Source organism: Streptomyces sp. NPDC028368 (assembly GCF_055565615.1).
The window spans coordinates 70,765-85,498 of sequence record NZ_JBVHTY010000011.1; the positions used below are offsets into that span (position 1 = coordinate 70,765).

At 71.5% G+C, this 14,734-nt stretch carries 10 protein-coding genes and 1 pseudogene; 8 read left to right on the plus strand and 3 right to left on the minus strand.

What is annotated here, in order from left to right; genetic code table 11:
• Nucleotides 1-13 precede the first annotated feature (13 nt).
• The 3 genes and pseudogenes from ACZ4S3_RS24800 to ACZ4S3_RS24810 all read left to right on the plus strand — a co-directional run.
• On the plus strand, nucleotides 14-271 hold the full coding sequence (locus ACZ4S3_RS24800) for a hypothetical protein (protein WP_467937709.1): 258 nt from the start codon (nucleotides 14-16) through the stop codon (nucleotides 269-271).
• Nucleotides 272-345: 74 nt separating this feature from the next.
• Nucleotides 346-3,429 (plus strand): helix-turn-helix transcriptional regulator, encoded by a 3,084-nt coding sequence (locus ACZ4S3_RS24805; protein ID WP_467938060.1) that lies wholly within the window; start codon nucleotides 346-348, stop codon nucleotides 3,427-3,429.
• A 108-nt stretch (nucleotides 3,430-3,537) separates the two neighbouring features.
• Nucleotides 3,538-3,768 (plus strand): annotated as a pseudogene (locus tag ACZ4S3_RS24810) (GNAT family N-acetyltransferase); the annotation flags it as partial.
• Between the two features lie 18 nt (nucleotides 3,769-3,786).
• Here ACZ4S3_RS24810 and ACZ4S3_RS24815 read toward each other — a convergent pair.
• From ACZ4S3_RS24815 to ACZ4S3_RS24825, 3 genes are all read right to left on the minus strand, one after another.
• On the minus strand, nucleotides 3,787-3,975 hold the full coding sequence (locus ACZ4S3_RS24815) for a DUF6191 domain-containing protein (protein WP_467937711.1): 189 nt from the start codon (nucleotides 3,973-3,975) through the stop codon (nucleotides 3,787-3,789).
• A gap of 105 nt (nucleotides 3,976-4,080) precedes the next feature.
• Entirely contained in the window at nucleotides 4,081-5,310 is a 1,230-nt protein-coding gene (locus ACZ4S3_RS24820) for a PQQ-dependent sugar dehydrogenase (RefSeq protein ID WP_467937713.1), read from the minus strand.
• Between the two features lie 112 nt (nucleotides 5,311-5,422).
• Nucleotides 5,423-6,460: an aldo/keto reductase gene (locus ACZ4S3_RS24825; protein ID WP_467937715.1), complete on the minus strand. Its 1,038-nt coding sequence runs from the start codon at nucleotides 6,458-6,460 to the stop codon at nucleotides 5,423-5,425.
• 89 nt (nucleotides 6,461-6,549) lie between these two features.
• On the opposite strand from ACZ4S3_RS24825, the gene ACZ4S3_RS24830 reads away from it, so the two are divergent.
• The 5 genes from ACZ4S3_RS24830 (at nucleotide 6,550) to ilvC (ending at nucleotide 14,513) form a co-directional block, all read left to right on the plus strand.
• Complete coding sequence (locus ACZ4S3_RS24830) at nucleotides 6,550-7,527, plus strand: 2-hydroxyacid dehydrogenase (RefSeq protein ID WP_467937717.1); 978 nt, start codon at nucleotides 6,550-6,552, stop codon at nucleotides 7,525-7,527.
• Nucleotides 7,528-7,820: 293 nt separating this feature from the next.
• A complete protein-coding gene (locus tag ACZ4S3_RS24835; RefSeq protein WP_467937719.1) occupies nucleotides 7,821-10,766 on the plus strand; it encodes a putative bifunctional diguanylate cyclase/phosphodiesterase in 2,946 nt (981 codons plus the stop codon).
• Nucleotides 10,767-10,975: 209 nt separating this feature from the next.
• Nucleotides 10,976-12,847: an acetolactate synthase large subunit gene (locus ACZ4S3_RS24840; RefSeq protein ID WP_467937721.1), complete on the plus strand. Its 1,872-nt coding sequence runs from the start codon at nucleotides 10,976-10,978 to the stop codon at nucleotides 12,845-12,847.
• A 41-nt stretch (nucleotides 12,848-12,888) separates the two neighbouring features.
• Nucleotides 12,889-13,413, plus strand: coding sequence for an acetolactate synthase small subunit (ilvN, locus tag ACZ4S3_RS24845; RefSeq protein WP_388262403.1), 525 nt, complete (start codon nucleotides 12,889-12,891; stop codon nucleotides 13,411-13,413).
• A gap of 101 nt (nucleotides 13,414-13,514) precedes the next feature.
• Nucleotides 13,515-14,513, plus strand: a complete 999-nt coding sequence (gene ilvC / locus ACZ4S3_RS24850; RefSeq protein WP_467937723.1) for a ketol-acid reductoisomerase — start codon at nucleotides 13,515-13,517, stop codon at nucleotides 14,511-14,513.
• Nucleotides 14,514-14,734: the final 221 nt, after the last annotated feature.

Here is a 14,734-nt window from a genome sequence, read left to right on the forward strand (position 1 = left end):
TGGTGGACCCCCCTTGGCGACGAAGCTTGAGCACATCGACAAGCAGTCGAACCAGGGCACCACCACAGTCGGGAGAGACACCATGCACACCTCCGAGCTGGAGATCCGGATCCGTTACGAGGAGCTGCGCCGCGAGGCCGACCGGCAGCGTCTGGTGCGGCAGGCGGTCGAGGGGCAGCGCGTCGCGGCCCGTTCCGGGGAGAACGAAGCCGAAGGGCGGGTGAGTCCGAAGCGGGGCCGGTGGGCGCGGGTACGCCGCGCCGCCGCCTGACGCCGGGTCGCCGCGCAGCGGGCCGGGCGTTTCGCGTGATGAAACACAGTGCCGGATTGTCGGACCGCTGTGCGATGCTCGGCAGCGTGGAGATCTGGTCCGTCAGTCCCGTGTTCGTCGGCCGTGCGGCCGAGCTTGCCGCACTGCGCGACGCACTCGCCCGTATCGCGGCGTCTGGCGCGCCCCAGGCGGTGCTCATCGGTGGTGAAGCCGGGGTCGGCAAGACCCGGCTGATCGAGGAGTTCACCGAATCCGCCCGCGACCGGGGCGCGCTGGTCGCGCTCGGCGGCTGCATCGAGATCGGCTCCGAGGGCCTGCCCTACGCCCCGTTCTCCGCCATCCTGCACACCCTCAACGCACATCTGCCCGTCGACCTCGCCGCCGCCGTCGCCGGCCAGGAGGGGGAACTCGCCCGCATCCTGCCCGAATTGGGGGAGACCGCGGGCGAGACCCACGACGAGGAGATCGGCCGCGCCCGCCTCTTCGAGCTGACCGCCCGCCTCCTGGAGCGGCTGGCCGCGCAGCGCAGCCTGGTCATCGTCATCGAGGACCTCCACTGGGCCGACCGCTCCACCCGCGAACTCCTCGCCTACCTCCTGCGCGCCCTGCACGGCGCCAACGTCCTTCTGGTGGCGACGTACCGCTCCGACGACATCCACCGCCGCCACCCACTGCGCCCCTTCCTCGCCGAGATCGACCGGATGCGTACGGTCCGGCGCGTCGAGCTGGCCCGCTTCACCCGCGCCGAAGTCCGCTCCCAGCTCGCCGGGATCACCGGCAGCGAGCCCGAAGAAGCCACCGTCGAACGGGTCTTCAAGCGCTCCGAGGGCAACGCCTTCTTCGTCGAGGAGCTGGCCCGCAGCCTCGCCGACGGCTGTCTGCACGGCCTCAGCGACCCGCTGCGCGATCTGCTGCTGGTGCGCGTCGAGGCGCTGCCGGAGGACGCCCAACGCGTGGTGCGCATCGCCTCCGAGGGCGGCTCCACGGTCGAACACGAACTCCTCGCCGCCGTCAGCGAGATGCCCGAGGACGGCCTGATCGCGGCGCTGCGGGCCGCCGTCGGCAGCAACACCCTGGTGCCCACCCAGGACGGTACGGGCTACCGCTTCCGCCATGCCCTCGTCCGCGAGGCCGTCGTCGACGATCTGCTGCCCGGCGAGCGCACCCGCCTCAACCGCCGCTACGCCGAGGCCCTGGAGGCCAACCGCTCCCTGGTCGGCGCCGATGTCTGCGCCGCCCGCCTGGCCAGCTACTGGTACAAGGCCCATGACGCCGCCAAGGCGCTGCCCGCCGTCCTCGCCGCCTCCGTCCAGGCCCGCCGCCGCCATGCCTACGCCGAGCAGCTGCGGCTGCTGGACCGGGCCCTGGAGCTGTGGGACGACGCGCCCCCGGAGGTCCGCCAGAGCGTGCGTCCGCCCGACTCCGCCGAGGCATATCCGGCCTGCGGTTGCGACGACGACGCCCTGCGCTTCCTCGACCTGCTCGCCGAGATCGCGGTCGCCGCCCGGCTGTCCGGCGACGGCGAGCGGGCCTTCACCATCACCAAACGCGCCCTGCGCTCGCTGCGCGACCAGAACGACCCTCTGCGCGAGGCCTGGTTCCTGGTGCAGCGCTCCCGGCTCTGCCAGCGCACCGGCCGCGGCGACGGCTGGCAGGACCTGGGCAAGGCGCAGGAGCTGATGCGCGGGCTGCCGCCGTCTTCCGTGCACGCCGCCGTCATGGCCGGTGTCGCCGGCTGGTCGGTGCTGCACGAACCGGGCCCCGACACCTTCGCCACGGCCGAACGCGCCGTGGAGCTGGCCCGGTCGGTCGGGGATGAAGAGGCCGAGCTCAATTCCCGGCTGACGCTGGCGGGCCTGCGGATCGACGCCGGCGAGGTCGAGGGCGGCCTCGCCGAATTCCGCACCGCACTCGAACTGTCCGTGGACCGCGGCTACTTCGCGGTCATCGGCCGCGGCCACATCAACCTCCCCTCCCACCTGGAGGGCGTCGGCCGCTCCCGGGAGGCCCTCGAGGTCGCCGCGCGGGGCATCGAACTGACCACCCGCTACGGCCTCAACGACAACACCAGCTGGGTGCTGGGCAACCGCGCCGAGTCGCTGCACTCGCTGGGCCGCTGGGAGGAGGCGAGCCGGTCCGCGGCCGACGCCCGCCGCCTGTCCCAGAGCCCCCGCTCCACGGGGCTGGCCGGCCACCGCCTCGCCCACCTCGCCCTCGACAAGGGCGACCTCGCCGCCGCCGAGCGCGAACTGGCCCTCGCCCGGGAGAGCTACGGCACCCACGACGACCAGCCCCAGCACGCCATCCCGCTGGCGCGCCACGCCCTGCGCATCGCCGCCGGGCAGGGCCGGGTCCTCGACGCCCGCGGCATCCTCCAGCAAACCCTGGATGCCGGGTTCCCGCTCGGCACCCAGCGCTATGCCTGGCCGCTGCTCTGGTCGGCCACCGTCGCCGAGTCGGACACCCGCGGGCTGCCCGCCGCCGAGCCCGGCCGGGCGGGGATCCTCGCCCGCATCCGCGACGCCGCCAAGGACCTGCCCCGCCTCACCCCGGTCTGGGACGCCTACGGCCTCGCGGTCGAGGCCGAACTCCGTCGCGCCGAGGGCCGGGAGGCGCCGGACGCCTGGGCCGAGGCGGTCGGCGCCTTCGAACCCCTGGAGCGTCCGCACGAGCTGGCCTGGGCCTGCTACCGCTGGGCCGAATCGCTGCTCCACGGCACCGAGCGGGCCACCGCCGGGCTGGACGGCCGCACCCCGCGCGAGGCCGCCGTACTCCTCCTCGCCCAGGCCCACGCCGCGGCCGCCACGATGGGCGCCCGCCCGCTTGCCGACGAGGTCGAACTCCTCGCCCAGCGCGCCCGCATCCCCCTGCCCGGCCTGACCGCGACCGCCGCGCCCGCCCCGGACGCCGCGCCCTCCTCACCGGCGGGCCCCGCCCCCGCCGACTCCCTCGGCCTGACGCCCCGCGAACGCGACGTGCTGCGTCTGGTCGCCGACGGCCGCAGCAACCGCCAGATAGCCGACACCCTGTTCATCTCGCCCAAGACCGCCAGCGTCCATGTCTCCAACATCCTCGCCAAACTGGGCGTCTCCGGCCGCGGCGAGGCGGGTGCGGTGGCGCATCGGCTACGACTGTTCGGGGAGCCGATGAGCCGATGAGCCGGTGAGCCGCGCCCCGTACCCGATACGGCGGGCGGCCTCCCGGTGATCGTCAGGCTCGCCCGTTAGCAGGCCGCCGCCGGCTTTCTCGCCCTGGCGGCCCAGGTGGAGCACCGGTTCGGGCAGGGCGTCGGACGGACGCTGATGGCGCACGCCACGCGCAGATTCGTACGGGGCCCGGGAACCCTCCAGGTGACCACCTTCGGGCCGGACCACCCCGGCGCCACGGTCAGCGGCGCCCGCGCCTTCTGCCACTCCCTCGGCTTCACCCCCGCCGAGCCCACGCACCCGGGCCCGGCGGGCGGCTCCCGTCAGATGTTCCGCAGGGCCGTCACCTGACGGGCTCCCACAGCGCGCTCAGTCCGCGTCGTCCGGTGCGGGCTGTGGGCGCGGCGGGCGGACGACGACGGTGCCGGACGAGAGGTCTATCGGGCCCGACCCGGGATCGCCGTCTCCCACGTCATCGACGACGAGCGACATCTTCTGCCGTTCCTCGTCGGTGTGCTTACGGCCGGGTGCGAACAGTTCCTCGACGACGTTGAACAACGTGCCCCCTTTCGGCGAGACCTCCCCGCAAGCGGGAGGCACCCTCACCCCGCCTTCGAGTGTAGGCATCTCGCGCGAAAAGGGGATCAGTTTGCCCGCAAGGGATCAGCTCACCTTCAGACGGAGAATCCGGTCATCGCCCTTGGCAGGGTGGCCGCGCCCGTCGGTGTTGCTGGTGACCAGCCACAACGAGCCGTCGCCGGCCGCGACCACGGTCCGCAGCCGCCCGTACTTGCCCTTCAGGAACGCCTGCGGCGCGGCCACCGGCTTCGTGCCGTTCAGGGCGATCCGCCACAGCCGCTCGCCGCGCAGCGAGGCCATCCAGATGGAGCCCCTGGCGTACGCGATGCCGCTGGGCGAGGCGTCCTTGGTCTTCCACTCCTCGACCGGGTCCACGAACCCGGAGCCCGCCTGGTCCCCCTTGGCCTTGCCCTCCGCCTCCGGCCAGCCGTAGTTGCGGCCCGGCTCGATGAGGTTGAGCTCGTCCCAGGTGTCCTGCCCGAACTCCGAGGCCCACAGCCGCTTTTCGTCGTCCCAGGCCAGGCCCTGCACATTGCGGTGGCCGTAGTCGTAGACCACCGAATCCGCCTGGGGATTGCCGTGCGCCGGCTCGCCGTCGGGCGTCATCCGCAGGATCTTGCCGCCCAGCGACGTCTTGTCCTGCGCGAGCCCGGTGTCGCCGGTCTCCCCGGTGCCGGCGTAGAGCATCTTGTCCGGGCCGAAGGCGATCCGGCCGCCGTTGTGGATCTGGCCCTTGGGGATGCCCCGCAGGATCGTGTCGGGCGCACCGAGCTGGTCGCCCTGGGGGCGCTTCTCGTCGTAGATCATGCGCGCGATGCGGTTGTCGGACGCGGTGGTGAAGTACGCGTACACCTGGTGGTCCGCCCCGAACGTCGAGGACACCGCGATCCCCAGCAGCCCGCCCTCGCCCTCCGGGTCCACGCCCGGTACCGAGCCCAGTTCCGTGGTCTTCCCGTCGTCCGCCGACACCCGGACGATCTTCCCGGTGTCCCGGGAGGCCACCAGCAGATCCCCGCCCGGCAGCACCGCGACGCCCCAGGGCGACTTCAGCCCGGTGGTCAGGGTGCCGACGACCTTGACCGACCCCTTGGTGGGCGGCGCGGTGGCGGACGGCGTGGCGCTCGGCGACGCCGGAGCGCCGGAGTCCTTGCCTTTGCCCTTGGGGGCGGCGGTGTTCCCCCCGTTGGCGGCCGGCGCGCCGGCGGACGAGCACCCGGCCGCCAGAAGCAGCGAAGCGACGGCCAACACGGCGGTGTGGGAACGGCGTTGCACGGCGGGGTCCTCTCGTTGTCGGGCGGGACAAGGAGACCACATCGTGGCGGGTGGGGCGGACGGTGGCGCGCCCCTCGGTGCCAAGACCCCGAGGTCAGCACCAAGAGCCCCGGGTCGGTGCCAAGCCCCCCCGGGTCAGTACCAAGCCCCCGGGTCAGTACCAAGAGCCCCGGGCGGGCGGCAGACCCGCGATCTCCGCCAGGTCCTCCCGGCTCAGCACCAGCTCCGCCGCCTTGGCGTTCTGGGCGGCCCAGCGTTCCTTCTTCGTGCCCGGGACGGGGACCACGTGGCGGCCCTGCGCCAGCACCCAGGCCAGGGCCACCTGGCCGGGCGTCGCGCCGTAGCGCGCGCCGATCCGCCGCAGCCCCGCCACCACCGGCTGGTTCGCCGCCATCATCTCGGCGGTGAAGCGCGGGTGGCGAGCCCGTACGTCCTCCGGTTCGAAGCCCTGGCCCGGGGTGAGGGTGCCGGTCAGATAGCCGTTGCCGAGCGGCATCGCCGCCAGGAAGCCGACGCCCCGGGACTCGCACCACGGCAGCAGCGCCTCCAGCGCCTCCGGCGACCACACCGACAGTTCGGCCTGGACGCTGCTGACCGGGAACACCTGCTGGATGCGCTCCAGTTGGCGCAGTGTGCCGTCGTGCATCCGCGAAGGAAGGCGGCTCCCGGCGCCCGCCCGGCGCTCCATACGCGCCGCACGCGGCGGCCGTACCGCCCGCGCGCCCACCGCACACAGCCCCAGGGACCGCACCTTTCCCGCGGCCACCAGCTGCGCCATCGCGCCCCAGGTCTCCTCGATGGGCACCTCGGGGTCCGCCCGGTGGAGCTGGTAGAGATCGATGCGGTCGGTGCCCAGCCGGCGCAGCGACGCGTCACAGGCGCGTTTGACGTAGCCGGGGCGCCCGTTGGCGACGATGTGCTGCTCGCCCACCAGCAGCCCGCACTTGGTCGAGACGAAGGCGTCCTGGCGCCGCTCCTTGAGCGCCCGGCCGACGAGCAGTTCGTTGGTGAAGGGGCCGTACATATCGGCGGTGTCCAGCAGGCTGCAGCCCCGGTCGAGCGCGGCGTGCACGGCCCGCAGCGAGCCCTCCCCGCTGCGCTGCGACTCGGTGTACCCCCAGCTCATCGGCATACAGCCCAGTCCGATAGCGCCCACTTCGAGGGCCGCCGCACCGATTGTCCTGCGCTCCACCTGGTCGTGCCTCCGTCCCCTCGCCCCCGATCAAGGGCCGTCACCAAACTAACGTCTGAACCAAACGCCTCTTCGCATAGCCTCGGGCCATGGCATCAGCACATCGCCGCACCGGCGCGAGAGACGTCTGGCTCCCCATCCCGCCCGACGAGATCGACGGCCTCCCCGAGGGGTTCCGCTACGTCCACTGGGACGCCGGTCCCGATTACCCCGCCGACCCCGCCGAGTGCGTCTTCTATGCCGTCCCCTACATGAAGGGCGCGGAGGCCTGCCTGCGCCCGCTGCCCCTGATGGCCCGGGTCGAGGCCGTACAGACGCTGACCGCCGGGATCGAGCACATGCTGCCCGGTCTGCCCGCGATGCCGTCCGGCGCCGAGCTGTGCAACGCCCGCGGCCTGCACGACGCCAGCACGGCCGAGCTGGCGCTCACCCTGACGCTGGCGGCGCTGCGCGATATCCCCGGTTTCGTACGGGGCCAGGACGCCGAGGAATGGCGGGCGGGCTTCCAGCCGGCCCTCGCCGACAAGTCCGTCCTCATTGTGGGCTACGGTTCGATAGGCAGTGCCATCGAAGACCGGCTCACACCTTTTGAGTGCGCGCGGGTGGCGCGCATCGCGCGCACCGCCCGTGAAACTGTGCGCGGTCCCGTGCATCCACTCCCTGCCCTGTCCGCCCTCCTGCCCGACGCGGACGTCGTCATCCTGGCCACTCCGCTCACCGGCGAGACCCGTGGCCTGGTCGGACGCGATTTTCTGGCCCGGATGAAGGACGGCGCACTCCTGGTGAACGTCGCCCGCGGCGCGATCGTCGACACCGGCGCACTGCTCGGCGAATTGGCGTCCGGACGGCTGCGCGCCGCGCTGGACGTCACCGATCCCGAACCCCTGCCCGCCGGCCATCCGCTGTGGCACGCTCCCGGCGTGCTCATCACTCCACACGTCGGTGGCCCCAGTTCTGCCTTCCTGCCCCGTGCGAAGCGGCTTCTGCGGGACCAGTTGACGCTTTTCGCGGCCGGGGAGCCCTTGCGGAACGTGGTAGCTACAGCTGACCAAAACGGTTGCGAGTAGCTCTACGAGGCCGTACGACTGCAGGGGGTGTTCATCAACTCCCAGTCAGTCACGCTCTGTAGAGACCCTATGTCCCTGAGTGACGGAACTGGTGTATCGTCCGGAAAAGGGGACGGCGCCGGGGTCTGCGCGGCGCGGTGCGAAGGATCCGGAACTCGAGGGGGGCGACGGGCGATGTACGGCCGATGGGCGAATCGCGATACGCGCGATCCACGAGCGCCCGAGGGAATACTGCTGGATCCTCAGGCGCGCCGATCGCGACGTCGTCGTGCACGGGCGAGCGGGAGAACGCGGTGAGCGCCCCGGGGGCGGTGCTCTCCAGGCCGCCGGCCTCCGCCGGCGGCCCGCCGAGCGTGGCACCGCAAATCGCCCTGGCGGTGGTCTGCGGCGGCTATGCCGTCGGCGCCGCCGTCGGCTGGGGGTCACACGAAGTCGCGCTGTTCATGGGTGACTTCGGGCTCAGCGTCGCCGCCCTCGTCGCGGCCGTCTCCTGCGGACTGTACGCCCGCAAGCACCCGAGCAGCCGCTTCCGGCCGGCCTGGATGCTGTTCGCCGCCTCCTCCGGGATGGCAGGCCTCGGCAACGGTGTATGGGGCTGGTACGAAGTCGTCCTGCGGGCCCCGGTGCCCAGCCCCTCCCTCGCCGACTTCTGCTTTCTGCTGTTCGCGCCGCCGGCCATCGTCGGTCTGCTGGTACTCGCCAAGCGGCCGGTCACCAGGGCCGGTTGGGTCTGCCTCGGCCTCGACGCCTGGCTGATCGCCGGCTCCCTGGTCACCCTCTCCTGGAGCCTCGCGCTCGCCCACACCACCCACTTCCAGGGCGCCAACGTCGCCCAGGGCGCCCTGTCGCTCGCCTACCCGCTGCTGGACATCGTGCTGGTGAGCATGGTGCTCGCGCTGCACTTCCGGCGCTCCTCGGTGCACCGCTCCGCGATCAACACCGCCATCGCGGCGCTGGCGTTGACGGTGCTGTGCGACGCCCTGTTCAGCTCGCCGCTGCTGCGCGAGCACTACCGCTCCGGCCAGATCCTGGACGCGGGCTGGTTCGCCGGTTCGATACTCCTCGCGTACGCGCCCTGGGTCGCCCGCCGTACGGCCGGCGCCCACGACGACCCCGAGCGCGCCGGTGACGACTTCCAGCGCGCCGCACGCCGCGTCCAGCCGCCCGGCAGCCGCCCCATCGCGGGCTCGCTCGCCGCCCTGACCCCGTATCTCGCCGCCGCCGTCTGCACCCTGGGCATTCTCACCAACGTCCTGGACGGGCGGCGCATCGACCGCGTGGTGCTCTTCACCGGCTGCACGGTCGTCCTCGCGCTGGTCGTCCGCCAGGGCATCATGCTGCTCGACAACATCACCCTCACCCAGGAGCTGGCCCAGAAGGAGAACCACTTCCGCTCCCTGGTGCAGGGCTCCAGCGACGTCATCATGATCGCCGCCCCGACCGGTGTGCTGCGCTACGTGAGCCCCGCCGCGGCGGGCGTGTACGGCCGTGAGGCGGAGGAGCTGGTCGGCTCCGAGCTGGCCTCCCTGATCCATCCCGAGGACCTGGGGCGGGTGGTGCACGAGGTGCGCAGGTTCCTCGCCGCCGCCCCCGAACAGGAACCGACCACCCGTATCGAATGCCGCTTCCGGGCCGGTGAGCAGCGCTCCGGCGGCGACGGCTGGCTGAACGTCGAGTCCACGGTCAACCGCCACCACGGCGGCCTGATCTTCAACTCCCGCGATGTCACCGAGCGGGTCCGACTGCAGGCCCAGCTCCAGCACAACGCCTCGCACGACGCCCTCACCGACCTGCCCAACCGCGCGCTGTTCACCGACCGGGTCAGCCAGGCCGTCACCGGCCGGCGCGCCAGCGACCACGACACCGCCGTGCTCTACATCGACCTGGACGGCTTCAAACAGGTCAACGACACCATCGGGCACCAGGCCGGCGACGAACTGCTGGTGCAGGCCGCCCGCAGGCTCGGCGATTCGGTGCGCTCGGGAGACATAGCGGCGCGGCTCGGCGGCGACGAGTTCGCCGCGCTGATCACGGGCGACGGTACCCGCGACCGCGCGGCCCGGGAATTCCGCGTCCATGAGATCGCCGACCGGCTGCGCATCAAGCTCTCCGAGCCGTACCGCATCGACGGCCGGGACGTCCGCGTCGCGGCCAGCATCGGCGTCGCCTTCGCCGACCCGGGCGTCACCCCGGCCGCTCTGCTGCGCAACGCCGACATGGCGATGTACCGCGCCAAGCAGGCCGGCAAGGGCCGGGTGGAGATGTACGCCCCGCAGATGCAGACCGAGGTGGTGCAGCGTGCCGAGCTCGCCACCAAACTGCGTACGGCGCTGCATGACGGCGAGTTCGCGCTGCTGCACCAGCCGGTGGTGGAGCTCTCCAGCGGCAAGGTCACCGCGGTCGCCGCGCACGCTCGCTGGCGTTCCGCCGAGGGCATCTGGTTCACCCCCGCCGAGTTCCTGCGGGTCGGCGACCGCGGCCGGCGCACGGAGGACGGCGAGCGCGCCGCGGAGCTGAGCCGCTGGCAGCTGGAGGAGGTCGTCGAGCAGGCCGCGGCGCGGCAGCGCGCGGGCCACACCGTCCCGGTCGCCATCCGGCTCTCCGCTCGCCGGCTGCTGGACGGCGGCCGGACGGGGATGCCCCCCAAGGCCGTCGAGGCGCTGCTCACCCGGCACGGCCTGCCCTCGGGCTCGCTCGTCCTGGAATTGGCCGAAAGCGACCCCCGCGTCCCCCTGGACGAGCTGGAGCGCCGCCTGGTGGCGCTGCGCCGGCTGGGCGTACGGATCGCCCTGGACGGCTTCGGCAGCGGCTACGCCGCCATCACCGCGCTGCGGCGGCTCCCCATCGACGTCCTGCGGCTGGACCGCGGCCTGGTCGACGGCGTCGTGGAGTCTCCCCGGCTGCACAAGATCACCGCCGGGCTGCTGCGGATCGCCGCCGACCTCGGGATGCAGTCCGTCGCGGACGGCGTCGATCTGCCCGAACAGGTCCTCGCACTGCGCTCCATGGGCTGCACCCACGGCCAGGGCCTGGCCTTCGCCGGGCCGCTGGACGAGCACCGGCTGCGGAGCGCCCTGTCCCGCGGCAGTTACCCGGTGCCCGACCCCGAGGGAGAGGGGCGCGCGGTGGTGCTCAGCGGCAGCGGACTGCCCGTGAGGCGGGCAGGTACGGCGGGTCCGGATTCGCTCGTGCATCCGCCATTGCGCTCAAATAGTGAGACCCCCGTCCCACCCACTTGACACTCGGTGCACGGCGGGGAGAGGGTCAGTGCCATGCGCACCCGAATTCTCGTACTTGGAAAGCGCGTCGGCTGAAGCCAGGGCCCTGATGATGCCCAGCGAACCGCTCCGACGCGCTCCCCTCGCTTGCCACTAGGCACGGGGGGTTTTTTGTTGCACAGCTACCTCACAAATCCCGTCAAAACCCTCAGCTTCGAGAAGAGACGCAGATGACCGAGCAGGCCTCCGGGGCCCACCATCCGCAGCCGCGGGCCCGTAACTCCGGCGGACCGCAGCAGTCCGCCACCGTCGAGCACGTCACGGGTGCGCAGTCCCTCATCCGTTCGCTCGAGGAGGTCGGGGCCGACACCGTATTCGGCATTCCCGGCGGTGCGATCCTGCCTGCGTACGACCCGATGATGGACTCCTCGAAGGTCCGGCACGTCCTGGTGCGCCACGAGCAGGGCGCCGGACACGCCGCCACGGGATATGCCCAGGCCACCGGCAAGGTCGGCGTGTGCATGGCGACCTCGGGACCGGGTGCCACCAACCTCGTCACCCCGATCGCCGACGCCCATATGGACTCCGTCCCGCTGGTCGCGATCACCGGTCAGGTCGCGTCCAAGGCGATCGGCACGGACGCCTTCCAGGAGGCGGACATCTGCGGCATCACGATGCCGATCACCAAGCACAACTTCCTGGTCACCGACCCGGCCGAGATCCCCCGGACGATCGCCGAGGCGTTCCACATCGCCTCCACCGGCCGCCCCGGCCCGGTCCTGGTCGACATCGCCAAGGACGCCCTCCAGGCGCAGACCACCTTCGTCTGGCCGCCGCACACCGAGCTGCCCGGCTACCGCCCGGTGACCAAGCCGCACGCCAAGCAGATCCGCGAGGCCGCCCGGCTGATCGTCGAGTCCAAGCGCCCGGTGCTCTACGTCGGCGGCGGTGTGATGAAGGCCGGCGCCACCGCCGAGCTCAAGGTGCTCGCCGAGCTCACCGGCGCCCCGGTCACCACCACCCTGATGGCGCTGGGCTCCTTCCCCGACAGCCACCCGCAGCACGTCGGCATGCCCGGCATGCACGGCGCCGTCACCGCCGTCACCGCGCTGCAGAAGTCGGACCTGCTGATCACCCTCGGCGCCCGCTTCGACGACCGCGTCACCGGCAAGCTGGACTCCTTCGCGCCGTACGCCAAGGTCGTGCACGCCGACATCGACCCGGCGGAGATCGGCAAGAACCGCGTCGCCGATGTGCCGATCGTCGGTGACGCCCGCGAGGTCATCGCCGACCTGATCGTCGCCGTCCAGGCCGAGTACGACGCCGGCCACAGGGGTGACTACAGCGCCTGGTGGAAGGACCTCAACCGCTGGCGCGACACCTACCCGCTGGGCTACGACCTGCCGGACGACGGCAGCCTCTCCCCGCAGCAGGTCATCCAGCGGATCGGCGAGCTCGCCCCCGCCGACACCATCTACGCCGCGGGCGTGGGCCAGCACCAGATGTGGGCCGCCCACTTCATCAACTACGAGCGGCCCGCGACCTGGCTGAACTCCGGCGGCGCCGGGACCATGGGCTACGCGGTGCCCGCCGCGATGGGCGCCAAGGCCGGACAGCCGGGCCGCACGGTCTGGGCGATCGACGGCGACGGCTGCTTCCAGATGACCAATCAGGAGCTGGTCACCTGCGCGCTGAACAACATCCCGATCAAGGTCGCGATCATCAACAACGGCGCGCTGGGCATGGTCCGCCAGTGGCAGACCCTCTTCTACAACCAGCGCTACTCCAACACCGTGCTGCACAGCGGCCCCGAGTCCGACGGCCTTGTGACGGCGGGCAAGGCCAGCGGCGGCACCCGCGTCCCGGACTTCGTGAAGCTGTCCGAGGCGATGGGCTGTGTCGCGATGCGCTGCGAGGACCCTGCCGAACTGGATGCGGTCATCGCCAAGGCCAATGCCATCAACGACCGCCCGGTCGTGATCGACTTCATCGTCCACGAGGACGCCCAGGTGTGGCCGATGGTCGCCGCCGGCACCTCCAACGACGAGGTCATGGCCGCCCGGGGCGTGCGTCCCGACTTCGGCGACAACGAAGACGACTGAACCCAGGACGTCACGGACGCACGGAAGAAGAGAGAAGACCCATGTCCAAGCACACGCTCTCCGTCCTGGTGGAGAACACGCCCGGCATCCTGGCCCGGATCGCCGCCCTGTTCTCCCGCCGCGGCTTCAACATCGACTCCCTCGCGGTCGGTGTCACCGAGCACCCCGACATCTCCCGCATCACCATCGTGGTCAGCGTCGAGTCGCTGCCGCTGGAGCAGGTCACCAAGCAGCTCAACAAGCTCGTCAACGTCCTGAAGATCGTCGAGCTGGAGCCGGGCACCGCGATCCAGCGCGAGCTGGTCCTGGTCAAGGTCCGCGCCGACAACGAGACCCGCTCGCAGATCGTCGAGATCGTCCAGCTCTTCCGCGCCAAGACCGTGGATGTCTCCCCGGACGCCGTCACGATCGAGGCCACCGGATCCAGTGACAAGCTGGAGGCGATGCTCAAGATGCTGGAGCCGTTCGGCATCAAGGAACTGGTCCAGTCCGGCACCATCGCCATAGGCCGTGGCGCCCGGTCCATCACGGACCGCTCGCTGCGCGCCCTGGACCGTACGGCCTGATTCCCGCGGTCCGCCCGGACCGTATGGCGAGACCCTCAAACCTTCCCCGACCCGCCCGACATACTGTGTGGGCACCCGCTAGATCCAAGGAGATACCCGAAGTGGCCGAGCTGTTCTACGACGACGATGCCGACCTGTCCATCATCCAGAACCGCAAGGTCGCGGTCATCGGCTACGGAAGCCAGGGCCACGCCCACGCGCTGTCCCTGCGTGACTCCGGCGTCGACGTGCGGGTCGGTCTGCACGAGGGCTCCAAGTCCAAGGCGAAGGCCGAGGAGCAGGGCCTGCGCGTGGTGACGCCCGCCGAGGCGGCGGCCGAGGCCGACGTCATCATGATCCTCATCCCGGACCCGATCCAGGCCAAGGTCTACGAGGAGTCCATCAAGGACAACCTCAAGGACGGCGACGCGCTGTTCTTCGCCCACGGCTTCAACGTCCGCTTCGGCTTCATCAAGGTCCCGGCCGGCGTGGACGTCGCCCTGGTCGCCCCCAAGGGTCCGGGCCACCTGGTGCGCCGTCAGTACGAAGAGGGCCGCGGCGTTCCGGCGATCGCCGCCGTCGAGCAGGACGCCTCCGGCAACGCGTTCGCCCTGGCGCTCTCGTACGCCAAGGCCATCGGCGGCACCCGTGCCGGTGTCATCAAGACCACCTTCACCGAGGAGACCGAGACCGACCTGTTCGGTGAGCAGGCCGTGCTGTGCGGTGGCGCCTCGGCGCTGGTCAAGGCCGGCTTCGAGACGCTGGTCGAGGCGGGCTACCAGCCCGAGATCGCGTACTTCGAGTGCCTCCACGAGCTCAAGCTGATCGTGGACCTGATGTACGAGGGCGGTCTGGAGAAGATGCGCTGGTCGGTCTCCGAGACCGCCGAGTGGGGCGACTACGTCACCGGCCCCCGCGTCGTCACCGACCAGACCAAGGCCGAGATGAAGAAGGTCCTCGCCGAGATCCAGGACGGCACCTTCGCCAACAACTGGATGGCGGAGTACAACGCCGGTCTGCCGAAGTACAACGAGTACAAGAAGGCCGACGAGAACCACCTGCTGGAGACCACCGGCAAGAAGCTGCGCAAGCTGATGAGCTGGGTGGACGACGAGGCGTAAGCCCGTGGGACAGGGGGTCGCGGCGCAGGTCGCGGCCCCCTCGTCCATACCCGCCGCGGCCCGTGCGCAAGGACGGCGGCGCCGCATTGTCCACCGCGTAGAAGCCCGCACGGGTGATCCTTCCGCTTCGGCGCAGGCCGCTTCTCCCCGCGCCACTACACTCAAACCAACAAGCGCGTCAGGCTCACAACGTCGTGCGTCTTCCACGCGGCTTTCCCCCT

Excerpts from the sequence above, each read along its gene's own strand:
- ACZ4S3_RS24805 (WP_467938060.1), top strand. The coding sequence starts at position 346 with ATGCTCGGCAGCGTGGAGATCTGGTCCGTCAGTCCCGTGTTCGTCGGC.
- ACZ4S3_RS24840 (WP_467937721.1), top strand. The coding sequence starts at position 10,976 with ATGACCGAGCAGGCCTCCGGGGCCCACCATCCGCAGCCGCGGGCCCGT.
- ACZ4S3_RS24820 (WP_467937713.1), bottom strand. The coding sequence starts at position 5,310 with ATGTGGTCTCCTTGTCCCGCCCGACAACGAGAGGACCCCGCCGTGCAA.
- ACZ4S3_RS24830 (WP_467937717.1), top strand. The coding sequence starts at position 6,550 with ATGGCATCAGCACATCGCCGCACCGGCGCGAGAGACGTCTGGCTCCCC.
- ilvN (WP_388262403.1), top strand. The coding sequence starts at position 12,889 with ATGTCCAAGCACACGCTCTCCGTCCTGGTGGAGAACACGCCCGGCATC.